This window comes from Nocardia sp. NPDC060249, from assembly GCF_042728755.1.
Classification (GTDB): Bacteria; Actinomycetota; Actinomycetes; order Mycobacteriales; family Mycobacteriaceae; genus Nocardia.
In genome coordinates this window covers 1,258,211-1,282,331 of the sequence record NZ_JBHXAQ010000001.1, presented here as the reverse complement: position 1 = coordinate 1,282,331, position 24,121 = coordinate 1,258,211, and the positions used below count along the sequence as shown (strand labels likewise).

The 24,121-nt window shown below is 68.7% G+C and carries 24 protein-coding genes; 12 read left to right on the top strand and 12 right to left on the bottom strand.

The annotated features are described in order from the left end of the window. Nucleotides 1–8 precede the first annotated feature (8 nt). The 8 genes from ACFWFP_RS05755 to ACFWFP_RS05720 form a co-directional block, all read right to left on the bottom strand. The gene (locus tag ACFWFP_RS05755; protein ID WP_379293358.1) at nt 9–938 is read right to left on the bottom strand and encodes a LysR family transcriptional regulator; all 930 of its coding nucleotides are present in this window, start codon (nt 936–938) and stop codon (nt 9–11) included. Between the two features lie 107 nt (nt 939–1,045). Then, a complete protein-coding gene (locus tag ACFWFP_RS05750) occupies nt 1,046–1,717 on the bottom strand; it encodes an O-methyltransferase (RefSeq protein ID WP_379293357.1) in 672 nt (223 codons plus the stop codon). A 47-nt stretch (nt 1,718–1,764) separates the two neighbouring features. Then, nucleotides 1,765–2,745, bottom strand: a complete 981-nt coding sequence (locus ACFWFP_RS05745; RefSeq protein ID WP_379293356.1) for a hypothetical protein — start codon at nt 2,743–2,745, stop codon at nt 1,765–1,767. A 2-nt stretch (nt 2,746–2,747) separates the two neighbouring features. Continuing rightward, nucleotides 2,748–3,077 (bottom strand): type VII secretion target, encoded by a 330-nt coding sequence (locus ACFWFP_RS05740; RefSeq protein WP_379293355.1) that lies wholly within the window; start codon nt 3,075–3,077, stop codon nt 2,748–2,750. 109 nt (nt 3,078–3,186) lie between these two features. Beyond that, nucleotides 3,187–3,732, bottom strand: coding sequence for a YbaB/EbfC family nucleoid-associated protein (locus ACFWFP_RS05735; protein WP_379293354.1), 546 nt, complete (start codon nt 3,730–3,732; stop codon nt 3,187–3,189). A 158-nt stretch (nt 3,733–3,890) separates the two neighbouring features. Continuing rightward, nucleotides 3,891–5,612: an urease subunit alpha gene (locus ACFWFP_RS05730; RefSeq protein ID WP_379293352.1), complete on the bottom strand. Its 1,722-nt coding sequence runs from the start codon at nt 5,610–5,612 to the stop codon at nt 3,891–3,893. A 57-nt stretch (nt 5,613–5,669) separates the two neighbouring features. Then, complete coding sequence (locus ACFWFP_RS05725; RefSeq protein ID WP_379293351.1) at nt 5,670–5,981, bottom strand: urease subunit beta; 312 nt, start codon at nt 5,979–5,981, stop codon at nt 5,670–5,672. 9 nt (nt 5,982–5,990) lie between these two features. Then, complete coding sequence (locus tag ACFWFP_RS05720) at nt 5,991–6,293, bottom strand: urease subunit gamma (RefSeq protein WP_101467224.1); 303 nt, start codon at nt 6,291–6,293, stop codon at nt 5,991–5,993. A gap of 245 nt (nt 6,294–6,538) precedes the next feature. Between ACFWFP_RS05720 and ACFWFP_RS05715 the strand changes: the two genes are divergently transcribed. Continuing rightward, complete coding sequence (locus ACFWFP_RS05715) at nt 6,539–7,111, top strand: exonuclease domain-containing protein (protein ID WP_379293350.1); 573 nt, start codon at nt 6,539–6,541, stop codon at nt 7,109–7,111. Nucleotides 7,112–7,186: 75 nt separating this feature from the next. Here the strand turns inward: ACFWFP_RS05715 and ACFWFP_RS05710 are convergent, their stop codons facing one another. Then, complete coding sequence (locus ACFWFP_RS05710; RefSeq protein WP_379293782.1) at nt 7,187–7,570, bottom strand: PaaI family thioesterase; 384 nt, start codon at nt 7,568–7,570, stop codon at nt 7,187–7,189. Between the two features lie 257 nt (nt 7,571–7,827). Here ACFWFP_RS05710 and ACFWFP_RS05705 point away from each other — a divergent pair, with 257 nt between their 5' ends. Next, on the top strand, nt 7,828–8,211 hold the full coding sequence (locus ACFWFP_RS05705; RefSeq protein ID WP_379293349.1) for a hypothetical protein: 384 nt from the start codon (nt 7,828–7,830) through the stop codon (nt 8,209–8,211). 143 nt (nt 8,212–8,354) lie between these two features. Next, nucleotides 8,355–8,867: a L,D-transpeptidase gene (locus ACFWFP_RS05700; RefSeq protein WP_379293347.1), complete on the top strand. Its 513-nt coding sequence runs from the start codon at nt 8,355–8,357 to the stop codon at nt 8,865–8,867. A 50-nt stretch (nt 8,868–8,917) separates the two neighbouring features. On the opposite strand, the gene ACFWFP_RS05695 is transcribed toward ACFWFP_RS05700, so the two are convergent. Further along, the gene (locus ACFWFP_RS05695) at nt 8,918–9,823 is read right to left on the bottom strand and encodes a MerR family transcriptional regulator (protein ID WP_379293346.1); all 906 of its coding nucleotides are present in this window, start codon (nt 9,821–9,823) and stop codon (nt 8,918–8,920) included. 70 nt (nt 9,824–9,893) lie between these two features. Between ACFWFP_RS05695 and ACFWFP_RS05690 the strand changes: the two genes are divergently transcribed. Further along, on the top strand, nt 9,894–10,514 hold the full coding sequence (locus tag ACFWFP_RS05690; RefSeq protein WP_379293345.1) for a maleylpyruvate isomerase family mycothiol-dependent enzyme: 621 nt from the start codon (nt 9,894–9,896) through the stop codon (nt 10,512–10,514). A gap of 108 nt (nt 10,515–10,622) precedes the next feature. On the opposite strand, the gene ACFWFP_RS05685 is transcribed toward ACFWFP_RS05690, so the two are convergent. Next, entirely contained in the window at nt 10,623–12,194 is a 1,572-nt protein-coding gene (locus tag ACFWFP_RS05685; protein WP_379293344.1) for an MFS transporter, read from the bottom strand. A 150-nt stretch (nt 12,195–12,344) separates the two neighbouring features. On the opposite strand from ACFWFP_RS05685, the gene ACFWFP_RS05680 reads away from it, so the two are divergent. The 5 genes from ACFWFP_RS05680 (at nt 12,345) to ACFWFP_RS05660 (ending at nt 20,180) form a co-directional block, all read left to right on the top strand. Then, nucleotides 12,345–15,581 carry a BTAD domain-containing putative transcriptional regulator gene (locus tag ACFWFP_RS05680; protein ID WP_379293343.1) on the top strand — a complete coding sequence of 1,079 codons (3,237 nt, stop codon included), beginning with the start codon at nt 12,345–12,347 and terminating at the stop codon, nt 15,579–15,581. 107 nt (nt 15,582–15,688) lie between these two features. Beyond that, nucleotides 15,689–16,135: a nitroreductase/quinone reductase family protein gene (locus tag ACFWFP_RS05675; RefSeq protein ID WP_379293342.1), complete on the top strand. Its 447-nt coding sequence runs from the start codon at nt 15,689–15,691 to the stop codon at nt 16,133–16,135. Then, on the top strand, nt 16,132–16,644 hold the full coding sequence (locus ACFWFP_RS05670; protein ID WP_379293341.1) for a pyridoxamine 5'-phosphate oxidase family protein: 513 nt from the start codon (nt 16,132–16,134) through the stop codon (nt 16,642–16,644). Before ACFWFP_RS05675 ends, ACFWFP_RS05670 begins: the two co-directional genes overlap by 4 nt. Nucleotides 16,645–17,715: 1,071 nt before the next feature. After that, entirely contained in the window at nt 17,716–18,753 is a 1,038-nt protein-coding gene (locus ACFWFP_RS05665) for an alpha/beta hydrolase (protein ID WP_379293340.1), read from the top strand. Further along, a complete protein-coding gene (locus ACFWFP_RS05660; protein ID WP_379293339.1) occupies nt 18,750–20,180 on the top strand; it encodes a wax ester/triacylglycerol synthase family O-acyltransferase in 1,431 nt (476 codons plus the stop codon). Before ACFWFP_RS05665 ends, ACFWFP_RS05660 begins: the two co-directional genes overlap by 4 nt. Nucleotides 20,181–20,266: 86 nt before the next feature. Here ACFWFP_RS05660 and ACFWFP_RS05655 read toward each other — a convergent pair whose 3' ends face one another. Then, complete coding sequence (locus ACFWFP_RS05655; RefSeq protein ID WP_379293337.1) at nt 20,267–20,965, bottom strand: hypothetical protein; 699 nt, start codon at nt 20,963–20,965, stop codon at nt 20,267–20,269. Between the two features lie 110 nt (nt 20,966–21,075). Between ACFWFP_RS05655 and ACFWFP_RS05650 the strand changes: the two genes are divergently transcribed. The 3 genes from ACFWFP_RS05650 to ACFWFP_RS05640 are packed head-to-tail and all read left to right on the top strand — an operon-like array spanning nt 21,076 to nt 24,091. Then, complete coding sequence (locus tag ACFWFP_RS05650) at nt 21,076–22,122, top strand: FecCD family ABC transporter permease (RefSeq protein WP_379293335.1); 1,047 nt, start codon at nt 21,076–21,078, stop codon at nt 22,120–22,122. Continuing rightward, nucleotides 22,119–23,270, top strand: a complete 1,152-nt coding sequence (locus ACFWFP_RS05645; protein ID WP_379293334.1) for a FecCD family ABC transporter permease — start codon at nt 22,119–22,121, stop codon at nt 23,268–23,270. Before ACFWFP_RS05650 ends, ACFWFP_RS05645 begins: the two co-directional genes overlap by 4 nt. Further along, nucleotides 23,267–24,091: an ABC transporter ATP-binding protein gene (locus tag ACFWFP_RS05640; protein WP_379293332.1), complete on the top strand. Its 825-nt coding sequence runs from the start codon at nt 23,267–23,269 to the stop codon at nt 24,089–24,091. The genes ACFWFP_RS05645 and ACFWFP_RS05640 overlap by 4 nt, the downstream gene beginning before the upstream one ends. Nucleotides 24,092–24,121: the final 30 nt, after the last annotated feature.

The following is a 24,121-nucleotide window of genomic DNA, read 5'->3' as shown; positions in this document are numbered from 1 at the left end:
CGAGGACTTCACGCCGTCAAGACCTGATCGTCGGCCAGGGCAGGTGCCGTGGACGCGAGGCAATCCAGAAACATCGCCACCGCCGGATTCTGTTCGTCGGCCCGCCACACCACGTGCAGATCCAAGGTCGGGACCGGATCGACCAGTTTCACCGCCACCGGGTCGGTGTCCGAGGACCCCATACCCGCCGACACCGCCCGCGGCAGCGACGCGAATCCGACCAGCGGGCGCACCGAGACGATGTGGGCGGTGGCGCCCGGGTCGTCGGCAATCTGAGTGATGTTCAGCGAGATCCGGGTCTGCGCGGCCGACCGCAGGATCGCGTCGTACATCGCCGGGCACTGATCGCGGGCGAACAGCACGCAGTCCTGGTCGCGCAGTTCGGCGAACGGCACGTGCGAGCGGTGCGCCCAGCGGTGTTGCCTGCCGACCACCGCCACCAGCGGAATCCGGTGCAGCAGCCGGCGGTACCGGAAATCGGCGGTGCTGGGGTGGCCGTAGACCATGGCCAGGTCGAGGGATCCGTCGGCCAGGGCGGCCAGCTGCGGCCCGGTTCGCTTCTCCCACAGCGACACCGAGATACCGGGGTGGCGGTCGGTGAGCTGGGCCAGCGCATCGGGCAGGATGTGCTTGCTGGCGGGCAGGTTGTAGCCGATGTTCAGGCTGCCCGCGCGACCGGCGGCGGTGGCCTTGGCCGCCTGGGCGGCCCGGTCGAGCTGGGCGATGATCTGGCGGGCCTGCAGCTCGAACTCCCGGCCCGCCGGCGTCAGCCGCACCTCGTGCGAATTGCGCGCGACCAGCTGCACTTCCAGGGACTTCTCCAGCTTCTGCAACTGCGCGCTCAGGCTCGGCTGGGTCAGATGCAGGCGCTGCGCCGCCCGTCCGAAATGCAGTTCCTCGGCGAGCGCGATGAACGAGACGAGATGACGGAATTCCATGATGGCGGCTCCTGAAGTCGAACACTCCCACGCTAGCGGCAGCGAACAACCCCCCGATGAATCCCGGGCGCCCGGCAATGACCCTGCGCATTGCCGGGCGGTGAAGATCAGGAATTCGGGCCGTTCACCACGGCGTAGGCGAATCCGTCCCACCCTTTCGCGCCGACGGTCTGGATGACAGTCGCGTCGACACTCGGTTCGGCGGCGAGCAATTCGATCAGGTCGCGGCTCGCCCGGGCGTTGGGATCGTCGGTCTGCTCGTCGGCCACCGCACCCGCGCGCACCACATTGTCGACGATGATCACCGAACCGGGGTGGGTCAGGCGCAGCGCCCACTGCACGTAGTTGGAGTTGTTGACCTTGTCGGCGTCGATGAACACCAGGTCGAACGGTTCGGTCAGATCCTCGGCGACACCGGGCAGGGTGTCCAGCGCCGCGCCCACCAGGATCTCGACGCGCTCCCCCACCCCGGCGCGGTCGAGGTTCTCGCGGGCGACCTTGGCGTGGCGGGGTTCGAATTCGAGGGTGACGACGAGGCCGCCGTCACCGACCGCGCGCGCCAGCCACTCGGTGCTGTATCCGCCGAGCGTGCCGATCTCGAGCACCCGGCGCGCTTTCGCGGTGCGGGCCAACAGGTTCAGCAGTTTGCCCTGGGGCGGGGAGACGTCGATGGCGGGCAACCCCGCGTCGGCGTTGGCGGTGAGGGCGGGCGCTCCCTCGTCGCCGACAAGGGTGGTGACCAGGTAGCTGTCGACATCGGCCCAATCGTTGGTCGTCATAGACGCAGTCTGCCACCGAGCCAGGGCCCGCACCGGCTTCCCGGTCGCTACTTCGCGGTCTCGACCTCGGTCACGCCCTGGATGATCTTCACCGCGCTCTGCGCCAGCATCTTCGTATCGATCAGCGCCTGGGCCAGTTTCACCAGCATCTGCGAGACCGTCACCGTGGCCAGCGAGATGTCGAGCAGCGCCCTGGCGATGAGCGCGGGGGTGGCCGTTCCCGCGGAGGCGATCAGCAGCGCGGTCATCTCGGCGAGCATGCCGGCGAGATTGCTCAGGATCTCGACCACGATCCCGCGCACTGTCTCGACGATGCCCTTCATCGCCGCGTTGCACTCCGACAGCACCTCGGCGACGGCCGCCTTCTCGGCGATCTTGCCCGTCAGCTCGGTCGCCGCGGCCACATAGGCTTCGGCGGCGGCGCCTGCCCATTCCCCGATTCCGGTGTCGAGCGCGGTGGCCCACTCCTGCGCGGTGGTCGTCAGACTCTCGGCGATCGCTTTCCACGAATCCGAATACGCCTGGACCATATCCGGGCTGCCGGTGATCGATTCCAGCGACTTGCGCACCGGTTCGACGTGTTCGAGCATCCAGCTCATCAGCTGCGAACCGAGGAAGTTGAACGGGTCGAACTTCGCCAGCGTGGAGGTGCCCTTGATCGCCTTGCCGAACATCGTTACCGCCGACGCCCAATCACCCGCGGTACCGGCCGCTTTGGAGATGGCGTCGACCTTGGTCATGATCGACCCGTCACCGGTCATCGCGTTGTAGAGGCCGATGCCGTTCTCCCAGGTGTCGCCTTGGAGAGTGCCTTTCATGATGCCCGCGTCGGGTTCTTCCCCACCCGTCGGCCTGCCCACGTTGCTGAAGAGGAAGTTGTCTTCCTGGTAGTAGGTGTCCCGGTAGTCGACACCGTCTTGGAGCAGGTCGTTCTCCGGAGCTTCGCCGTCGTCGAAGGTGCTCACCGTGCCGGGCAGGACGGTGTGCTCGTTGAGGAAGGTGCCCGCCGCGTTGGGTCCGTCGGCCATGGTCAGACGTTCCTTTCGATCTCGGCGGTCTTGCCCGTCAGATCGCCCGCCCTGGTGGTGTCGCACGTTTCGAAGGTGTCGGCGGCGTTGCGGAGTTTGCCCGGCATCTCCGCGGTCAGGGTGTCGAGCTGCGCCAGCGTCTCGGTGATGTCGTCGTGCAGCGAGTTGAGGGTGCTCACCGCGTACGGCTTGATGAGCAGGCCGTAGCCGTCGTCGGCATGGGCGAGATAGTTCGCCGCCTCGAGGGCCTTGGCGACCCCGCCGGACACTCCGTCCACCGAGCAGGCCTGCGACCTGATCGCCTCCAGATTCACATTCACCGAACTGGTCACGCGGAATCCCTCCTCCGGCGAACTCGGTCGAGTCCGCAGCTCTCGATCTAGTTGGACGCGCCCCGGCCCCGTTCGGTTCCCTCGATTGTGTGCCGGGTTGTAGCGGTGACTACTGCAACCAGGATTTGCGCTGGTAGAACATGTCCTCGTCGGACGGCTCCTCGGGGGCGACAACCCGATCACGGTCGGGTTTGCGCGTGGCGGGAGTCTCGGGCGCGGCCGGCCACGAGGCGGCGGGGGCGGCCGGAGCGGCGGGCGGCGCCGACGGCGGGACGGGCGCCGACGAGGTCGGGTCGAGGTCGGGGAACCGGTCGCTGTACTGGCCGACGATCGCCTCCCCGGCCTCGTCGGTGCCGACCGTGTCATGGACCAGGCCGGTGACCTGGTCGCGCAAGCGCGCCTGGGCTCGATGCGTGCAGGCCATGAGCTCGGTCGCCACGGCGGTGGGATCCATGCCGCGCACGGCGGCCGCCAAGGTGATCGCGGTGGTCGAACCGTTGGCGTCCACGGTGACGCTGATCCGGCCGTCGGCCGAAGTATCGGTGACGCTCACCGCGGTCATCTTGGCGTGCAGCTCCTGATAGCGCTGCGCCTTCTGTTCCAGGTCCTCCGCCCAGCGCGACAGCTCCGCGGCGGCGTTGTTCAGGTCGTCCATGCTGTGTTCCCCTCCCGCCGGGTCCCCGGCGCTGTGCGGCGGAAGGCGTGCCGGAACCCGCCCCGCTCGGATCGCGACGAGCCTAATGGACGCAGCCGCGACAACGTTCATCAGCCCGCGCACGGCCGCAGGTGCGCCTGGCGCACCCTGACGGCGGTTCAGAAAAGGAAGTAGCGCTGGGCCATCGGGAGTTCGGTGGCGGGTTCCTCGGCCCAGACTTCGCCGTCGATGCGGACGGTGAAGGTGTCGGGGTCCACCTCGATGCGGGGCATGGCGTCGTTGTGGGGCATGTCGGCCTTGGTGACGCGGCGAGCGTTCTTGACCGGCACCAGCTTTCGGCGCACGTTCAAACGGTTCGCGAGGCCGTCGTCGATGGCCTGTTCGGAGACGAAGTGCAGTGAGGTCGCCGCGGCGGCCGGGGCCGCGGCCCCGAACATGGGGCGTGGGAGCACGGGTTGCGGGGTGGGGATGGAGGCATTGGCGTCGCCCATCGCGGCCCAGGCGATCATGCCGCCCTTGAGCACCGCGTGCGGGCGGACACCGAAGAACGCCGGCTCCCACAGCACCAGGTCGGCCAGTTTGCCGACCTCGACCGAGCCGATCTCGTCGTCGAGTCCGTGCGACACCGCCGGGCAGATCGTGTATTTGGCGATATAGCGCTGCACGCGGGCGTTGTCGGCCGCGCCGTCGCCGGGCAGGGCACCACGGCGGCGCTTCATCACGTGCGCGGTCTGCCAGGTGCGCATCACCACCTCACCGATCCGGCCCATCGCCTGGGAGTCCGAGCCGATCATGGAGATGGCGCCCAAGTCGTGCAGGAGGTCTTCGGCGGCGATGGTGGACGGGCGGATCCGCGATTCGGCGAAGGCCAGGTCCTCGGGGATCGACGGGCTCAGGTGATGGCACACCATCAGCATGTCGAGGTGCTCGTCGAGGGTGTTGACGGTGTGCGGCCGGGTGGGGTTGGTGGAACTGGGCAGCACGTTGAGATGGGAAGCGACAGTGATGATGTCGGGTGCGTGGCCGCCGCCCGCACCCTCGGTGTGGTAGGCGTGGATGCCGCGGCCCGCGATGGCGGCGAGGGTGTCCTCGACGAAACCGGCCTCGTTCAGCGTGTCCGAGTGCAGTGCCACCTGCACGCCCGCCGCGTCGGCGACGGTGAGGCAGGCATCGATCGCGGCCGGGGTGGAGCCCCAGTCCTCGTGCAGCTTGAAACCCGATGCGCCGCCGCGCAATTGCTCCCACATCGATTCGTGGCTGACCGTATTGCCCTTGCCGAGCAGCACGATGTTCAACGGCCAGTGGTCCAGGGATTCCAGCATCCGCGCCAGGTGCCAGGAGCCCGGGGTGACGGTGGTGGCCTTGGACCCCTCGGCGGGGCCGGTGCCGCCGCCGATGAGCGTGGTGATGCCGCCGCCGAGCGCCTCGTCCATCAGCTGCGGGCAGATGAAATGGACATGGCAGTCGATGGCGCCCGCCGTGAGAATGCGGCCGTTGCCCGCGATGATCTCGGTCGACGGGCCGACGACCAGGTCCCGGTGCACGCCCGACATCGTGTCGGGGTTGCCCGCCTTGCCGATGCCGCAGATGCGGCCGTCGCGAATGCCCACGTCGGCCTTGATGATTCCCCAGTGGTCGATGATCACGACGCCGGTGATGACGGTGTCGGGGGCGCCGTCGGCGCGGGTGGCGCGCGATTGCCCCATCGACTCGCGCAGCACCTTGCCGCCGCCGAACACCGCTTCCTCACCGGCGAGTCCCGGTCCGCCACTGCGGTCTTCGGTGATCTCGACGATCAGGTCGGTGTCGGCGAGGCGAATACGGTCGCCGGTGGTCGGCCCGAACAGTTCGGCGTAGCGGGCGCGGCTCAGTTCGGTCATCGACTCTCTCCCGGACGTCGCGGCACGTGGCCTGCCGCGCGATAGTTTTCGGTCGGTTCAGGCATCCAGATGCCCCGGCGGGTTCGTGCTGATGCCGTAGACCTCGCGGGTACCGCCGAGCGGGACCAGCGAAATCCGCTGCGGCAGACCGGGTTCGAAACGCACCGCGGTGCCTGCCGGGATATCGAGCCGGTGCCCGTGGGCGGCCGCGCGGTCGAACTCCAGCGCGGCGTTGGACTGTGGGAAGTGCACGTGACTGCCCACCTGGACGGGGCGGTCGCCGGTATTGACCACATCCAGTTCGACGCGCACCGCGCCCGCGTTGAGTTCGATCGTGCCCTCGGCACAGAGATATTCGCCGGGAATCATGGGTCTCGCCTATCCGATCGGGTGGTGCACGGTGACGAGCTTGGTGCCATCGGGAAATGTCGCCTCGACCTGCACGTCGTGAATCATCTCGGGCACCCCCTCCATCACATCCTCGCGGGTGAGCACCGACCGCCCCGACGACATCAGTTCCGCCACTGTTCGCCCGTCGCGCGCCCCCTCGAGCACGTGATCGGTGATCAACGCGATCGACTCCGGATGGTTCAGCTTCAACCCCCGCGCCTGCCTGCGGCGCGCCAGCTCGGCCGCATAGCTCAGCAGCAGCCGTTCCTGCTCGTGCGGCGACAGGCGCATACGTTCTCTCCTCGGCGGGTCGTGGTCGGTGAGCGACATTCTGGCATGTCCCCGGGCTGCGCGGCGACCGCCGCCGAGCGCGACCGGGGACGACCCCGAGGCGGTTAACGAGATGTTAACGCTGTGCCCACCCTCGGCTCGGGAACGGCCAACTCACCGGCCGCGCGGCGGTTGCGCCGCGCCACCGGCCATCGCGCCGCGAATATCGCTGGAGCACAGCATGACGCGCCCGTACCGTCACATCCATGAACGATTGGACCGGCCTGCTCAACGTGGTCGATGTGGAAGCCACCTGCTGGGCCGGCGATCCGCCCGCCGGACAGACCAACGAGATCATCGAGATCGGGATCACCGTGGTCGATCTCGCCACCCGGACCAGGGTGAGCAAGCACGGGATCCTCGTGCGCCCCACCCGGTCGACGGTGAGCGATTTCTGCACCGAACTCACCACTCTCACCCAGCAGCAGGTCGACACGGGTGTCGAGTTCGGCGAGGCGTGCCGCCTGCTGGCCGACGAGTTCGCGGCAGGCGAGCGGCCGTGGGCGAGCTGGGGCGACTACGACCGCAAACAATTCCGCACCCAGTGCGCGGACACCGGCGTCGACTACCCCTTCGGCCCCGAGCACACCAACGCCAAACAGGTGTTCGCCGAGTCCTACGACCTGCGACGGCGTCCCGGCATGGACCACGCACTCCGGATCGCCGACATCCCCCTCGAAGGCACCCATCACCGGGGTGACGACGACGCGTGGAACATCGGTGCGCTGGTCGTCGAGGTGCTCGGCCGCGGCGGATGGCGGATCACCACCGCCGACTGACGCGCAGCGGATCGCCGGTGCCGGTGTCGTGGAACAACGGCTGATCCGAGGGCAGTGGCCCGACGGCTCGTCCGGCTAGGCGGCGAGATTCTGGAGGCGGACCTGGCCGCGGGCCACGGTGCGACCGTCCGTGTCGGTGATGACGACGACCCAGAGCTGCTGGCTGCGGCCGCGATGGATGGGGGTGGCCTCGCCGGTGAGGACGCCCTCGCGGACCGCACGGAGGAAGTCGGTGTTGTTGTTGACGCCGACGACCGAACCACGGTCACCGAACCAGACGCCGCCGCCGACGCTCGCGAGGGTTTCGATGACGGTGCAGTAGACGCCACCGTTCTGGATACCCGCGGGCTGGTGCAGTTCGGGGCGCACCTGCCATTCACCGCGCACCCGATCGGGGGTGACCTCGGTGTAGCGCAGGCCGATGAGGTCGGTGAAGGTGCCTTCGCTGGCCTTGGTCATCAGCTCGGGGGTGACATCGGCCAGGGACAGGGGCGTTTCGCTCATACCGTCCGGTTTACACCATCCGAAATGGTGCTCGGCAGCCGGTAAGACGTAGCGGCGGGCTCCGTCTCGAAAACGGAGCCCGCCGCGGCAGGATGGCGGAGTCGACCGCAGCCCTCGGGACCACCGGCTCATCCGTACGCCGAGTTCAGAGTAGGTCAGGCTTACCTAAGTCGTCAAGTGCTCGTGGATTCGACTCATTGTTGCCCTTCGAGATGCCGGCAAACGGTTGCTCGCGAGACGCCGAGTGCGGCGGCGATCTCCGCGGCGCGGCGGCGCCCGATCCGGCTCATCCCGCGCGCCGCCGCTACACCCGCCTCATCGAGCAGTGCGGGCCTACCACGGTGCGCCGCACCGGCATTCATCTCCTCGGGGCCGCCTTCGTTCGTTGCGAACACACCTTCGGCCCGATCGTCCGCGCTCGCCGGCGTTCGGTCGGCCCCGGCAGCGCCGTGCTCGTCCCCGCCACGAACATTCGGATCCGGCTGCGCGACCAGCTCACGCGGCTGATGGTGGTACCACCGATGGCCGCTCGCGCGTTCGGGGCGAACCCTCCCGCGGCGGCCGAGCCCGATCGGCCGCGCGTGACGCGCCGGTAGCCCGCCCCGGGGTTTGCTCAACACGATCGCAATACTCCATGATCGCTGTACCTCTATGTTTCCGAGGCTTGTGTCGATGGTGAAAGCTCATGTTCTGGGCGTACGACGACCAGGGGTGGGCGCGGCGAGAGAGGCAAGATTTCGTGAGTAGTAGTCGTATTCCCCGATGGGCCGCGCAGGCGGCGATGTGCGCGGCGGTGGTCGGGGCCGCGGTCGCAGCACCCGTCCAGGCCGAACCATTGTGGCCCGGTGGGCCCGATGTGCCCGGCGTGCCCGCCATCGTTCCCGCCCCGCCGCCGGAGCCCGTGGTGGCCCCGTGCAGCGAGAAAGCCCGTGCGTGCCTGCAGTTGTCGACCAACAACGCGTGGTTGATGGACAACGGCAAGGTCACCTTCGGGCCCAGCCCGATGTCACACGGCCGTCCCGGCTACGAAACGCCCCCCGGAGTCTTCAAGGTGGCCTTCAAGAAGCCGTTCCACTGGAGCACCCTGCACAACGCCCCCATGGAGTACGCGGTCTTCTTCAACGGTGACATCGCCTACCACATCGGACCCACCGAGGAGCAGTCCCACGGCTGCATCCGCCTGACCCCGGAAGGCGCCAAGGCGCACTACGAGTGGCTGGAACCGGGCGATATCGTCGAAGTCGTTCCCTGAGTTCCGCGTCGGGAAAGGGGAGGCCGGATCAGTCTTCGGCCTCCCCTTTTTCACGGCACCGAGGTGGTCAGGGCGTCGACGAGCCAGAGTTGGGTGCTGCCGGAGGTGGCGGTTTCGCCGGTGAGAGTGGTGGTGAGGCGCCAGTATCGGCGGATTCGGTGGTCCGCGCCCGCGGCGTCGGTGAGGAGCTGGCGGCGGAAAGCCGGGGTGTCGTGGCGGTCGCGGGCGGTGGCGTGGACATCGACGTAGTGGTCCAGTTCGGGGCCGGGGCGGGGTGGCCGGCCCGCGGCCACGAGCGGCGCGACCGCGACGCAGGCGTCGGCGACATCGAACAGGAGGCGGCGTTCGTCGCGGACGCCGGGGGTGCGGCGGTGGCGGATGGTGTCGTACATGGCGGTGGCGATGTCCGGGTTCGATACCGCGGCAATCAGTTCCGCGTAGGCGATGAGGTGCTCGGGGTGGGCGCCGGGGGTGAGTTCGGGGACGTTCATGCTGAGGAAACCGTCGATGGCCGCTGTCGGTAGCGGGGCGAGTTGGCGGCGCCAGAACGTGACGAGAACATCGTGGGCCGCTCGCGGATCAACCACGGCGGCCAGCAGATTCAGGTGTTCGTCATGCCGGTCGGGAGCTGCCGATTCGACGGCGCGCAGCAGGGCTCGACGACGGTTCAGCGCCTCGAGTTCGTCGTCGACGACGACGCGTTCGGCCGCGATCACCTCGGCGAGCGAGCGGGTGCCGTCGAGCACGTCCTCGATCGCCGCCAATCCGATGCCGAAGGAACGCAACCGGCGCAACAGGTTCAGCCGTTCGACCGCGGCCGGTTCGAACACCCGATGGCCGGTGGGCGTGCGCGCCGCGTCCAGCAGGCCCGCATCGCAGTAGTACCGGACCGTTCGCACCGCGACGCCGGTCCGGGTGGCGAGCTCGCCGATCGTCAAATATGTGATGTGAGTCACTTTCGCTGGCACCTCCACCTCGGTGGAACTCCTACGGTACCGAGGACGCCCACGCGAAGGAGAACCGACGATGACCGGACCGGACACGATGACCGACACGATCTGGCAGGCGGTGGCCGACGAACGCGCCACCCTGGTCGACTTGCTGCGCGACCTGCCCGAATCGGCGTGGGACACCGCGTCGCTGTGCGAGGGATGGCGGATCAGGGACGTCGTGGCGCACCTGGTGCTGGCCACCCGCGTCACGATCACCGCCTTGCTGGTGAACCTGATCCGCGCCCGCGGCAACACCGACCGCCTCATCCACGACACCGCCGTGCGGCACGCCGACCGGACATCGACCGCCGCATTGCTCGCCGAACTGCGCGCCACGATCGACTCCCGAGTCATCCCGATCGGCACCACCCCGATCGATCGGCTGATGGACCTGCTGGTGCACGGGCAGGACATCGCCGTCCCCCTCGGACTCGTGCGGGTGATGCCGACGGCGGCGGCGCAACTTTCCCTGGACCGGGTATGGACGATGGGCGCGCCCTTCCACGCGCAGCGCCGACTGGCCGGATACTCGTTGCGCACCACCGATTCCTCCTGGTCTGTCGGCAACGGCACACCGATCACCGGCACAGCGGCGGAACTGCTGATGGTCGTCACCGGCCGCACCTCCCCCGATGAACGAGTTGACCGGCAGTAGTCGACGCAGTCTCTGTAATACCTTGCAGAGCAACGAATGACAGCGATCCGCAGCACCCGATGGACTGATGCTGCGGATCGCTTGCCGGCCGACGAGATCGGGCGACCGTCAGACAGCGACGGTGCTTCGCTCGGCGCCTCCTGACGACACCTCCTGTGGCTCGTCACTTTCCGGCACAGAAGTCGCACCGGCCGGGATCCGGCGCAGCAACACCACCGCCAGCACCGCACCGGCGGCCGAGAGCACAGCGGCGGTCCACGCGGCAGCGTTCAGGCCGTGGGTGAATGCCTCACGAGCAGCCAGTACGAGCGAATCGGCGAGGTCGGCGGGCAGCGACTCGGCCGAACTCAGTGCTCCGGGAAGGGTTTCCGCGGCGGATCCCGCCGCCTCGGACATGTCGGCGCGGTAGATGGCGGCGCCCACACTACCGAGGAGCGCGACGCCCAATGCCACGCCCAGGTCGCTGGCGGTGCTGTTCACCGCCGAGGCCGCGCCCGCCTTCTCCGCCGGGGCCGCACCGATGACCAGGCCCGGGATCAGCGCCATCGCCGGGGCGATGCCCGGGTAGAGGACGTAGAAACCGACGATGAGCAGCGGCAGGCCGGCAACGCTGCCGACCTGGGTGAGGACCAGGTAGCCGACCGCCGAGACCGCCAGTCCTGCGGCGATGAGGTAGGCGGGACGAATGCGGCGGGCGAGCGCGGGGGTGATGGTGGACACGATGACCAGGCCGATGGCGGCGGGCAGAATCCACAGCCCGGCCTGCAGCGGCGACTGGGCCGCGACCAATTGCAGGTACTGGGTGAACAGCAGGTACACCCCGCCGAGGGCGACGGCGGCCAGCATGTACACCCCGAGCGACCCGCTGAACGTGCGATTCGCGAACAGTCGCACATCGAGCAGCGGATCGGCCTGGCGCAACTGCCTGCGGACGAAGACCACCGCGAACAGCACACCGGCGACCAGCGCGAGCAGCGATTCGGCGGTGAATCCGGCCTCGGCCAGCTTCTTCACGCCGTAGACGAACGGCAGCAGCGCGGCCAGCGACAACGCGACACTGATCGGATCGAGCCGACCCGCGCTCGGGGCACGGTATTCGGGGATCAGCACCGGCACCGCGAGGACGACGACCAGCATGACCGGCACGCCGATGAGCATCGACGCACCCCACCACAGCGAAGCGAGCATCAGACCACCGAGCAGCGGACCGAGCGCCACACCCGCCGACACCGACGCGGCCCAGAGACCGATGGCGGTGGCGCGCTGCCTGTCGTCCCGGAACATGGTCGTGATCAGCGACAAGGTGGCGGGCATGACGGCGGCCGCACCGAACCCCATCACCGCGCGGGCGGCGATCAGCAGTTCGGGACCCGGCGCGAACGCGGCCAGGATCGAGGCGGCGCCGAACAGCACAGCGCCGGCCAGCAGCAGCCGGCGACGGCCGAGCCGGTCACCGAGCGTGCCCATGGTGACGAGGAAACCGGCCATCACGAAACCGTAGATGTCGTTGATCCACAGCAGCTGTCCGCTGCTCGGCGACAGGTCGGCGGCGATATAGGGGGTAGCGAGGAACAGCACGGTCATGGTCAGGAACAGCAGGACCGTGGGCAGGAGCAGGACCGCCAGTCCCAGCCATTGGCGGGTACCCGCCCGCTCGGGGACTTCGGTGAACTCGGACATCAGGATTTCCCTTCGAGGACGATGCGAACTGCGACCGACAGTGCCGAGCCGCGCTTCGGGAACCCTTCGGGTCGACTCCAGACGACCTCGAGCGGTTGTCCGGCGCCGCGCGTCGCCGGGCCTGCGATCGCGCCGTTTAGGGTGGGTGACATGCGTTTCGGAGTGCTCGGTCCGGTGGCGGTGTGGACCGACGAGGGACAATCGGTCCGTGTTCCCGAGCTCAAGGTGCGGGTTCTGCTCGGCGCCCTGCTGGTCGAACCGGGTCGGATCGTGCCCACCGACCGGCTCGTCGAGCATCTGTGGGATACGGCGTTGCCCGCCAATCCCGCCGGTTCGTTGCAGACGCGAGCCTCACAGCTGCGCCGGGTTCTCGGCGACGCCGAAGAGGGCGGGCGCGAGCTGCTGGTGTCGCGCTCCCCCGGCTACCTTCTCGAGGTCGCCGACGGCTCGGTGGACTCCCAGGTGTTCCGGCAGTTGCTCCATCGAGCGCACGCCACCGACGACTCCGCGACTCGGGCAACGCTTCTCACCGAAGCACTGGCGTTGTGGCGAGGCGAGGCCCTGGCCGACCTGGCCGATCACGAGTTCGCGCGCATCCCGGTGCTGCGGCTGGAGGAACAGCGGCTCACCGCTGTCGAGGAGCTCGCCCAGGTCAGGATCACCCTCGGCGAACACGATCAGGTCGCCGACGAACTCGGCGAGCTCACCGAGCTCCATCCACTGCGGGAACGGCTGCGTTCGGCCCACATGCTGGCGCTGTACCGGTCGGGACGGCACGGCGAAGCCCTGGAAACCTATCGCCGACTGCGCGAACACCTCGCCGAGGAGCTCGGCCTCGATCCGAGCCCCGAGCTCGCCGCACTGCATCGTGCTGTGCTGGAACAGGATCCGGCGCTCGGCGCGCCCGCGCGGCCCGCGCCCGCGGCGCCGGTGACCCCACGCCGGACCCTGCCCGTCCCGCCCACGTCGCTCATCGGGCGCGAGGACGATCTCGCCGCAGTCGAAGCGCTGATCGGCGCCGAACGACTGGTGACGCTCACCGGGCCGGGCGGTGTCGGGAAGACCCGACTGGCACTGGCCATCGCGGCCGCGCACCCGGCGCGCGACGGCGTGCTGTTCGTCGAACTCGCCGGACTGTGCCTTGGCACCGACACCGACAGCGCGCTGACGACGATCACCGAAGTCGTGGCGGGCGCCTTCGATGTCCGTGACGATTCGGCGGGTTCGAGCCCGTTCCCGGTGCCCGGCAACGACACCCAGCTCGACCATCTCGCCGAGGCAGTGCGGGCCAAACAGGTACTGCTCGTGCTGGACAACGGCGAACACGTCGCCGACGCGGCCGCCACGGTGGTGTCACGGCTGCTCGCCGCCGCACCGGAGCTGCGGGTGCTGCTCACCAGTCAGGTGCCGCTGAATATCGCGGGCGAGCACATCCGGCCGGTAGCACCACTGGCCCTTCCCGCCGCACCCGCTGCCGGTGCGAGTGCACTCGAAGTGGAAACCTCTCCTGCCGCACAGCTTTTCGTCGAACGAGCCCGCTCGAGCGCGCCCGGCTTCGCCGTCACCGACGACAACGCCGCGGCGATCGCGACCATCCTCGCCCATCTCGACGGCCTGCCGCTGGCACTGGAACTGGCGGCGACGCGGGTCCGCGCGCTCGGGGTACACGTGCTCGCCGAGCGGATCGAGGACCGTTTCACGCTGTTGTCGTCCGGCTATCGGGACGCACCCGATCGGCAGCGCACCCTGCGCGCGGTGATCGACTGGAGCTGGGAACTGCTCGACGAGCCCGAACGCGCTGTGCTGCGGCGGCTTTCGACCCACGCCGACGGCGCCACGCTGGAATCGGCCGAGGCGGTCTGCGCCGGTGGCGACATCGCGGGTACCGAGGTCGCGGAGGTGCTGGCTCGCCTGGTCGACCGCTCGCTGATCATCACCCCCGCCACCGATACCCGCCCGCGCTACCGGCTGCTGAAGTCGGTCGCCGCCTACGGCGCGGACCGGCTGCGCGACAGCGGCGAGGAATCCGGCACGCGACTGCGCCATCTCGCCTACTACCTCGTGCTCGCCGAACGCGCCGATCAGCATTTGCGCACCGGTGACCAGCGCCGCTGGCTGGCTCGGCTCGACACCGAGTCGGCCGACCTGCGACGGGCACTCGAAACCGCCCGTGCCGCGGGCAGATCCGAGGACGCGCTGCGGTTGGTCAACGCTCTCGCCTGGTACTGGGTGATGCGGGGACGGCTCGCCGAGGGCATCCGGTCACTCGGCCTCGCTCTCGCCGTGCCCGGTGAGACAGAACCAGTCGCGCGCCGGGTGGCTCTGCTGTGGCGTAGCGCGCTCGAGATCGGCGCCGGCCGCACCGTCGACACGCTGCCCGCCCTCGCCGAGCGACCCACCCCCGCGGAACTGCGCGCCCGCTGGTATCTCGCGCACGTCTACTCCGGGTTCGCCGCCCAACAGGGCATGGACGACGCGGCCGACCTGCGAAACGCCTTCGCCGACAACGCCGATGACTGGGGAATCGCGGCCGCCTCGGTGTCGCTGGCGCGAGACGCCTTCGCCCGCGGCGACCTGATCCGCCTGTGCGAGCACGCCGAGCGGAGCCGGGATCTGTTCGCGCGGGTGGGTGATCGCTGGGGTCAGGCCATCGCCGGATTCCTGCTCGGCAGCCATGCCGAGGTGACCGGCGACCTCGACGCCGCCCGTGACCACCACCGCGCCGCGCTGGCCACCGCCGAGGAACTCGGACTGTGGACCGAAGTCGGTGAGCGGCTCACTTCGCTCGGCCGGATCGCACTGCTGCGCGGTGAGCTCGACCGCAGCGCCGAACTGCACGAGCGGGCCCGCCGGGTGGCGGTCGACCAGGGACACCTCGTCGGGGAGGAATCCGCGGTACTCGGGCTCGGCCTGGTCGCGCGGCGCCGCGGCGACCTGGCGGCGGCGCGCGAGTACCTCGGCACCTGGCTGGACTGGCACCTGCGGGCCGGGTCGCATTTCGGCGCCGCCCTGATCCTCGCCGAACTGGGCTTCACCGCCGAACTCGCCGGTGACGCCGACGACGCCGAACAGCAGCAGCTGCGTGGACTCGACTCCGCCCTGCGCACCGGCGATCCCCGTGCCCACGCACTCGCGCTGGAAGGCCTGGCCGGAGCCCGGTCGCTCGCCGGATCTTCCGCGCACGGCGCGCAGCTGCTCGGAGCCGCCGACGCACTGCGCCGGTCCACCGGGGCGCCGCTGCCCGAGGCCGAACGCGGCGATGTCGACCGCATCGAGGCACGCATCCTCGCTGACATCGGCGCGAACCAGTTCGCCGATGACCTCGCCGAGGGTGGGCGAGCCGACCCCTCGACGCTGCACCTCGCGCCAGTCCAGAACCGACCCTGAGCCCACCGCCGCGCGATCCAGCGGCAAACCGCTGACCGACCTCGATCGCCCGGCCACCTCGAGGAGACCCTGAGTCCGTCCGAAGCCCGCCGGGGCACGGTGCAACCATGACTCACACCGTGACCGACAGTCCCGATCCCTCGGTGACCGACCATGTCCGCCGCTACCTCGCCACCGACGGACGTGACGGCTTCCTCGAAGGCGGCACCACCAACCTCGTCCTCACCACCGTCGGCCGCCGCACCGGCGTGCGCAGACGCACCGGGCTGTTCTTCGGACGTGACGGCGACCGTCTCGTCCTGGTGGCCTCCGGGTCGGCGGCGGGCCGCGCCGAATTCCCGCAGTGGTACCGGAATCTGCGCGCCACGCCCGAGGCGGAAGTCCAGGTCGAGGCCGACCGGTTCCGGGTGCGAGCCCGGGTCGCCGAAGGTACGGAGTATCAACGACTCTGGGAGCAGATGCGCAGGCAGGCACCGGTCTATGGGCACTACGCGCGACTGGCCGTGCGGCCGATTCCGGTGGTCGTACTCGAACGCGTCGAGGAGCAGCTGTGAGTAACCGTACGCGCGCCCACGTGCACACCTTCGCCGATATCAAGCCCGACTTCGACGCCATCGTCGGTGGCGTCAACTACGCGACCATGACCACCGTCGACGCCAAGGGGCGCCCACGGTCGCGCGTGCTGATTCCGGTGTGGGAAACCGATACCGACCACCCGCTCGGATGGCTGGGGACCTACCGCACGCCGGTGAAAGCCGCTCATATCGCGGGAAATCCGCATGTGACGTTCTCCTATTGGAGCCCGGCGCAGAACACCGTCGCTGTCGACGCGGTGGCCGAATGGACCGATGATCCCGGCGAGCGCGCACACGTGTGGGACCTGTACCGGCACGGCAGTCCACCCGGCGCCGGCTACGACCCCGGACAGTTCTGGCAGGGTGCCGACGATCGAGCCTTCCAGGTGCTTCGCCTCACGCCGTGGCGCATCCAGGTGCTGCGACGGCGGGATCTGGTCAGCGGAATTCCGGCACGCCTCTGGCGCAGCCCGCTTCAGGGGGATTGACAGATCCGGCGGCGAACGCGGCCGTTCATCGTCGGGTCCGACCGGATTGGACGTCTGTACAGGTCACGGCGCGATCATTCGTGACAGGTACCAATGCCCGCTGGCACTTCCATCGGGAAGGATCTCTGCCCGAATTATGCGAATCGAACGATTTCCTTGCCGCAGGAAATGAGCGGATCTACGTTACCCACATCACAACAGAGATCTGATTGTGATCCACATCCCGGCCGACGGTACGCCTATTTTCCGGCGGGATGCTTACCGATCATGCAAGGAGATTCACCATGGGTTCGCTGACGGAAATAATGATGGCCGCAATTGCGGGACTGGGTTCCATGGTCGAGGGCGACGGCCTTCTCGCGGCCTTCCTCGGCTCCGTCGAGGCCTTCTTCCCGTAAACGCGCCACCCGACGCACACGGCCGAACTCGCCGACGAGTCCGGTAATCATCTGATCACCCGAGGAGTAGACACATGGGATCCCTGTACGAATTGATGGCGACCGGCGCCGGCAGCTTGAGCGACGCCGCCCTGCCTTTCATTCAGGCACTGATCACGGTCAGCGGCGGTACGCCGACGCCGGGTAAGTAATACCCGGCAGCACAATCGGGGACGGGCCGTTCGAGGTCCGTCCCCGAATTCCTACCCACCGCCCACGGTCGACTCAACGCATCATTACGATAGCTGATGCACATGATCGACCCTGATTCGACATCAGGAACCAGGATTGCCGGGCCGGGCACGATTGTCGAGAATCCAGCACCACGGCGAATCACTCGACAACACCCAGCTACGGCCATGTGGACGTATCAGCAGGTCTCCCGTAGTCAAGCGAGGGATGTAGGCAATCGCTCAGTAGCTTCCATACGGAATGAAAAAATGAAAGATTCCCGGCGAGTGAAACACTGTCTTGCCACACAGCTACGACAGCGCTAAGTTACCGGCATCACATCAGTAACCGATGGTGACAACCACCGCCACCGAGGGGACCACCCCAGTTCCGAGTAACACGTGGGATCGGCCACAGCGTGGCGGACCCCGTCCGCCCGAGAAGGCAGCAGGCTCGCAACACCATGAAGAACGAAATGCTCCGCGCCATCATGTCGGCCGTCTGCGTCCTGGCTGTGGCCTCGACGCCCCTGTTCGCCGACGGCGCGCGGGCCTCGGCCGCGCCCGGCGCGCGCCTGATGAGCCAGACGCAGTCCGGCCAGGTCGCCGACATCAGCGTCTACTCCCCCGCCATGGATCGCGCGATCGCACTGCGGGTGCTCCGGCCGGTCGACACATCGACCCCGGCACCGACGCTGTATCTGCTGAACGGGGCGGGCGGCGGCGAGGATTCAGCCAACTGGCCCGGTCAGACCGATGCCGGTGGGTTCTTCGCGGACAAGCACGTCAACGTCGTCATACCGATGGAAGGCGCGTTCAGTTACTACACCGACTGGCAGCGACCCGATGCCGGCCTGGCGAAGAACCTCGAGAACAACGGCAACAACATGTGGACGACGTTCCTCACCCAGGAGCTGCCGCCCGTGATCGACGCGGCCTTCGGCACCAACGGCGTCAACTCCCTCGCCGGTATCTCGATGGCGGGAACCTCGGTTCTCGATCTCGCGATCCAGGCGCCCGACCTGTACCGCAGCGTCTCCGCGTACAGCGGGTGCGCGATGACCAGCGATCCGATCGGCCGGGCCTTCGTCTCCCTCGTCGTACGGATGGGCGGCGGCAACACCGAGAACATGTGGGGTCCCGCGACCGACGCCGCCTGGCGCGAGCACGATCCCTATGTGCAAGCCCATCGTTTGCCGAATATCCCGATCTACATTTCCGCGGGCACCGGATTGCCGGGACCACACGACACGCTGTCGAATCCGCGCGTGCATATCAATGGAAAGAATCCGACCTCGATTCTGACGAATCAAATGCTCGTCGGCGGCGGCATCGAAGCCGCGACGGCGTATTGCACCGCGAATTTGGCGCAGCGCACCCGGGAACTGGGCCGCACGAATATCACCTACAACATCCGTTCCACCGGAACCCATTCGTGGGGCTACTGGGAGGACGACCTCCACGCGTCCTGGCCGATGATGGCGACAGCCCTGGGCATATGAGCGCCGAACTCCGGGTGAGCTCCCGGCGACTGAGTCCGCGCGACGCGGTGTTCGTCTACGACGAGACCGACCGGCACCTGTCGAACATCGTCGCGATCTACTTCGCCGACGCGTCGGGCCACACCCCGTTGACGATCGAGCAGGTGCTGGACTGGGCGCGCGCGAGCATCGGGCACGCGGAACTGTTCCACCGGCGTGTGCGGCGCGTCCCGATGGACCTCGATCTGCCGTACTGGGAGCCCGACCCGACTCTGTCGGTGCGCGACCACGTCAGCCTGGACGTTCCGGGTTCGTGGGACGACGCCCGCGCCCGGATCGCCGAGATCACCTCCGCCCGGATGGATCTGACCCGGCCACCGTGGGAGATCCATGTCCTGGACCGCGTCGACGGCGTACCGGCGATGCCGGGCACGACCACCCTCGTGGCCCTGAAGTTCCATCACAGCGCCGGCGACGGCATCGCGACCAGAGCACTCGAGCGGCGACTGTTCGGCACGGAACCCGCGCCCGCGATCCGGCTCGACGCAGCGCGGCCGCTGACCACCGCCCTGCGCACCGCGGGCGCGCTCGCGGCGGCGCCGGTGCGCTTCGTCGCCGGTCTGCGCCGTGCGCGCACGGCGCAGGACGAACTGCGCGCCCTGATCGATGCGGGCACCGTTCACGATCCCGTCGCCGAGCGCCCGGCCACCCGGTTCAACCGCGACATCGGCGCGGAGCTGACCTTTCACTTGTTACCGATCCCGATGCCGGAGGTGCTCGCCGCGAAAACCGCGGCGCCCCACCGGGTCACGATCAACGACCTGATGCTCACGACGATCTCCGGCGCACTGGCCGCCTATCTCGCCGAGCACGACGAGACACCCGACGGCGCGCTGGCCGCCATGGTTCCGATGTCGATGCGCGGTGTGGCCGACTGGGATTCGGCGAATCGGCTCAGCCAGATGATCGTCGACCTGCACACCGATATCGGCGACCCGATCGAGCGGCTGACCGCGATTGAGCAGTCGGCGGGCCGCGCCAAGCAGCGCACCGCCGACCCGGTGGTCCAACGCACCGACCGGCGGGTGGAGACCGCGCCCGCGCTGCTGCTGCGCGCCGCCGGATGGGCAAGGGCGCAACGGCGTTTCGACGACGCGGCGACGGTGCCGTTCTGCAACACCACGATCAGCAACGTGCCACCGGTGACCGACACCCTGGTCTTCTGCGGCAGGCCGGTTCGTCGCGCGGTCGGGTCACTGCCCATCCTCGACGGCGACGGCCTGCGTCACCTGATCACCTCGCAGGGTGACGAGATCGTCATCGCGGTCACGACGAACGCCGCGATGATGCCGGACCCCGAGCACTACGGCGAGTTGATCCTCGCGTCGTTCCGCGCACTCGCCACCGCCCTGCACGCCCTCGCAGATGCGGCGCCCGCCGGCGCCTGATCACACCCACTGATCTCCGGACTTCTCCTCAGGTTCGCGCGGCGAATATCCGCATGAGATCCTGGTGATCGACCGTCCAGATTCGACTAGCGCTGCAGGCAGCTGCTGCGGCGCACCGGGAGGCCGCGTTCCTCGAAGGCACCGAGCAGGAGCTGGCCGCGGCGCGCGCCCGCGGAGACATCGGCGCGTGCCAGGTCGGGGACGTAAGTCGCCGCGCCGATGATGGATTCGCCGACGAGAGTCCAGAAACGGCGCGCGGGCAGGCCGGAGCAGCGAGTGAGGACCGATTGCAGCGGGATCAGCGACGACGCGCAGCGCTGGGCGAGCCAGACCGCCATGGCGGCTTCGCACGGGAAGGCGACCGCGCCCGGCTCCGGATCGCAGTCGACGACGCGAATCGTGGTGTCGGTCAAGCCCGCCCAGTCGATACCGCCGTCGTTGTCGTGGTGGATCCACAGGTTGTCGCGGCCGGGATCCCACGCCTGCGCGTCCATCACGAACAGTGCCGTGACCCGGCCCGCCACGGCGTGGATGAGCGCGGTGGCGACCACTTCGGCGGCGATGTCGTCGTTGATCATTTCCGCGGCGTGACGTCGGTACATCAGCTCGACGCGGCCCTCGGACAGCCCGTTGGGCACATGCCACCATCGCCGTTTGCCCTGCCCGCTCATCGCCGCGACGGCGTACACGCGCGGATGCTCGGGTTGCAGCGATTGCAACCTGGCACAAGCGCGGTCGAACGCGGCGGTGGTGCGGGAAGTAGCGGTGGTGACGGGCTCGGACATCGAACCTCCTCGAACGTTGGTTCCCGTGACGATGATGTCTCGGAACATAGGTTAGGCTTACCAGACTTCACAAGTCGTGTCCGGTTTCGAGGCAGGAGAAGTTCGTCGCCGTGATCCACCCTGGCACCGTCAGACGTCGTCGTCTGACCGGGCTTCTGCTGCTCGTTGTCCTGCTCACCGTGGCGGTGGTGGCGAGCATTGCCATCGGCACCCGCTCGCTCGCACCCACCACGGTGTTCGACGCCGTCACACACGCTGTCGGCTGCGACGGCGGCCCGTTCCGATGCCCGGCCCGCTCCACCGCCGAGGAAATCGTGCGTGAGCTGCGTCTGCCGCGCACCGCATTGGCCCTGGTCGCCGGAATAGCGTTGGGCGTGGCGGGCGCGCTCATTCAGGGGTATACCCGGAATCCGCTCGCTGATGCCGGATTGTTAGGACTGAATGCGGGCGCGGGCTTTCTGGCCGCGCTGAGCATCTTCCTGTTCGGGTTCACCGCGCCCGCGCAGTACATCTGGTTCGCCTTCGCCGGGTCGGCGATCGCGGGGGTGATCGTGTTCGGGGTCTCCTCGATCGGCGGGGGCAAGGCGAGTCCGTTGAGCCTGATCCTGGCCGGGGCGGCGGTCACCGCCTTCCTCCAGGCGATGACGAACGCGATCATCGTGCTCGACAACGCGGCGCTCGACACCTACCGGTTCTGGGTGGTCGGCAATGTGGCCGGGCGCGAAGCGGAAGTGTTCTGGGAGGTCCTGCCGTTTCTGGTGGTCGGCATCGGCATGGCCATGGCCGCGGCACCCAGCCTGAATCTGCTGAGCCTCGGTGACGATGTCGCCCGCGGACTCGGCGTCGACGTCACCAGGGCGCGGGCCTTCGGCCTGTTCGCGGTGGTGCTGCTCAGCGGCGGGGCGACCGCGGCGATCGGGCCGATCGCGTTCCTGGGGCTGGTGGTTCCGCACATGGCCCGGACCATCACCGGACCGGACAACAAGTGGCTGATCCCCTACTCCGGGCTCCTCGGCGGGCTGCTGCTGCTTGTCGCCGACGTGGCCGGACGGGTGATCGCCCGGCCCGGTGAACTCCAGGTCGGGGTGATGTTGGCCGCGATCGGCGCGCCGTTCTTCATCGCGTTGGTGCGTCGTAAGAAGCTGGTGTCACTGTGAGCGGGGTCGAGATGGGCAAGGCCGCCGACCAGGTCGCCACCGAACCCGCGAGCGCCGATCGAGCGGTGACCGAGCTGCGCCGGGTGCGCCCCGCACTGCGACTCGGGCCGGTGTCGCTGGTGCTGCGGCCGGTCGTGTTCGGCATCGTCGTGGCACTGGCGGTCGCGGTGTTCGTCCTGTTCTGCCTGGACATCGCCGTAGGCGATACCCATATCCCCCTGGGACGCGTTCTCGACGTGCTCGGCGGCGGCGGCACCCGATCCCAGCGCTTCATCATCATCGAATCGCGATTGCCACGGGCGCTGACCGCCGTGGTCGTCGGAGCCGCGCTCGGGTTGTCGGGCGCGCTGATGCAGTCGATCCTGCACAACCCACTCGCCGGGCCGGACGTGCTCGGCATCACCACCGGCGCCAGCGTCGGCGCCGTCGCGGTGCTGGTCGGCAGCGGCGGTGCGACAACCGGGCTGATCGCGACCGTGGGAGCCCCGATCGCCGCGCTGACCGGCGGCCTGATGACCGCGATCGTCATCTATCTGCTGGCCTGGGGTCGCGGGGGCGGCGGCGAACGCGGCGTCACCGGGTTCCGGCTCGTCCTCATCGGCATCGGCGTGAACGCGGTCCTGATGTCGGTGATCAGCTGGCTGCTCACCCGCGCCAGCCTGACCGATGCCGCCCGTGCCCAGCTCTGGCTCACCGGATCGCTCAACGGAGCCGACATGGCGCGGGTCGTGCCGGCCGTCATCGCCCTCGCCGTCGTGACCGTGGTGTCGCTCGTGTCGGCGCGCACACTGGCCGCGCTGCGCCTCGGCGAGGAGTCGACCCGGGTGCTCGGTGTGCGGATCCAGTCGCAACAGGCACTGCTCATCGGAGCCTCGGTCGTGGCGGCCTCGGTGGCGACCGCCGCCGTCGGGCCGGTCGGATTCGTCGCCCTCGCCGCACCGCAGATCGCGAGAATGGCACTGCGGACCCCGGGTGAGCCCCTGATCGCCTCGGCGCTGACCGGTGCCGCACTGGTCGCGGGGGCCGACGTCGTCTCGCGCGCGCTCCTGCCGGTCGACCTGCCGGTCGGTATCGTCACCGCCGCGCTCGGCGGACCGTTCCTGCTCTACCTGCTCGTCCGCATGAACCGGAAGGCCACGCTCTCATGACCAGCCCCACCCATCGCCTCGCCGCCGACGCCGTCTCCCTCGGCTACGGCGAGCGGGTGATCGTCGACGAGCTCAGCCTCGACATCGCGCCCGGCGTGGTCACCACGGTCATCGGCCCCAACGGCTGCGGTAAGTCGACCCTGCTGAAGTCGCTGGGCAGGCTGCTGCGCCCCAGCGCGGGACAGGTCGTCCTCGACGGCAAGGCCATCTCGTCGATGAAGACCAAGGACGTGGCCAGGGTGATCGGCATGCTGCCACAGACTCCGGTCGCGCCCGAGGGGCTCACCGTCGCCGATCTGGTCGCGCGGGGACGTCATCCGCATCAGTCCTGGTTGCGGCAGTGGTCGGCCGACGACGAGACCGAGGTCGCGGCCGCGCTGGCTCAGACCGGGATCGCCGACCTGGCCGACCGCACCCTCGACGAGCTCTCCGGCGGCCAGCGCCAGCGCGCCTGGATCTCCATGGCGCTGGCCCAGGGCACCGACATCCTGCTCCTCGACGAGCCGACCACCTACCTCGATCTCGCGCACTCGCTGGAGGTCCTCGACCTCGTCGACCGCCTGCACGCCGAGTTCGGGCGCACGGTGGTGATGGTGCTGCACGATCTCAACCTCGCCATCCGCTACAGCGACGAGCTCGTGGTCATGCACGCGGGCGCGATCGTCACGCGGGGCAAACCGGCCGACATCGTCACCGCCGAATTGCTCGCGGAGGTCTTCGGGCTCGAGGCCACCGTTCTGACAGATCCGGTCTCGGGGCGGCCGATGATCGTCCCGATCGGGACCCGGCACGTGCACGGCGCGGACGGGTATGACGAATAACACACAGCAAACACCCCGTTACGACAATCT

What these genes read in the sequence shown, in the direction of transcription:
- ACFWFP_RS05755 (WP_379293358.1), bottom strand. Translation starts at nt 938, where the DNA reads ATGGAATTCCGTCATCTCGTCTCGTTCATCGCGCTCGCCGAGGAACTG.
- ACFWFP_RS05750 (WP_379293357.1), bottom strand. Translation starts at nt 1,717, where the DNA reads ATGACGACCAACGATTGGGCCGATGTCGACAGCTACCTGGTCACCACC.
- ACFWFP_RS05745 (WP_379293356.1), bottom strand. Translation starts at nt 2,745, where the DNA reads ATGGCCGACGGACCCAACGCGGCGGGCACCTTCCTCAACGAGCACACC.
- ACFWFP_RS05735 (WP_379293354.1), bottom strand. Translation starts at nt 3,732, where the DNA reads ATGGACGACCTGAACAACGCCGCCGCGGAGCTGTCGCGCTGGGCGGAG.
- ACFWFP_RS05730 (WP_379293352.1), bottom strand. Translation starts at nt 5,612, where the DNA reads ATGACCGAACTGAGCCGCGCCCGCTACGCCGAACTGTTCGGGCCGACC.
- ACFWFP_RS05725 (WP_379293351.1), bottom strand. Translation starts at nt 5,981, where the DNA reads ATGATTCCCGGCGAATATCTCTGTGCCGAGGGCACGATCGAACTCAAC.
- ACFWFP_RS05720 (WP_101467224.1), bottom strand. Translation starts at nt 6,293, where the DNA reads ATGCGCCTGTCGCCGCACGAGCAGGAACGGCTGCTGCTGAGCTATGCG.
- ACFWFP_RS05715 (WP_379293350.1), top strand. Translation starts at nt 6,539, where the DNA reads ATGAACGATTGGACCGGCCTGCTCAACGTGGTCGATGTGGAAGCCACC.
- ACFWFP_RS05710 (WP_379293782.1), bottom strand. Translation starts at nt 7,570, where the DNA reads ATGACCAAGGCCAGCGAAGGCACCTTCACCGACCTCATCGGCCTGCGC.
- ACFWFP_RS05705 (WP_379293349.1), top strand. Translation starts at nt 7,828, where the DNA reads ATGCCGGCAAACGGTTGCTCGCGAGACGCCGAGTGCGGCGGCGATCTC.
- ACFWFP_RS05690 (WP_379293345.1), top strand. Translation starts at nt 9,894, where the DNA reads ATGACCGGACCGGACACGATGACCGACACGATCTGGCAGGCGGTGGCC.
- ACFWFP_RS05685 (WP_379293344.1), bottom strand. Translation starts at nt 12,194, where the DNA reads ATGTCCGAGTTCACCGAAGTCCCCGAGCGGGCGGGTACCCGCCAATGG.
- ACFWFP_RS05680 (WP_379293343.1), top strand. Translation starts at nt 12,345, where the DNA reads ATGCGTTTCGGAGTGCTCGGTCCGGTGGCGGTGTGGACCGACGAGGGA.
- ACFWFP_RS05675 (WP_379293342.1), top strand. Translation starts at nt 15,689, where the DNA reads ATGACTCACACCGTGACCGACAGTCCCGATCCCTCGGTGACCGACCAT.
- ACFWFP_RS05665 (WP_379293340.1), top strand. Translation starts at nt 17,716, where the DNA reads ATGAAGAACGAAATGCTCCGCGCCATCATGTCGGCCGTCTGCGTCCTG.
- ACFWFP_RS05660 (WP_379293339.1), top strand. Translation starts at nt 18,750, where the DNA reads ATGAGCGCCGAACTCCGGGTGAGCTCCCGGCGACTGAGTCCGCGCGAC.
- ACFWFP_RS05655 (WP_379293337.1), bottom strand. Translation starts at nt 20,965, where the DNA reads ATGTCCGAGCCCGTCACCACCGCTACTTCCCGCACCACCGCCGCGTTC.
- ACFWFP_RS05640 (WP_379293332.1), top strand. Translation starts at nt 23,267, where the DNA reads ATGACCAGCCCCACCCATCGCCTCGCCGCCGACGCCGTCTCCCTCGGC.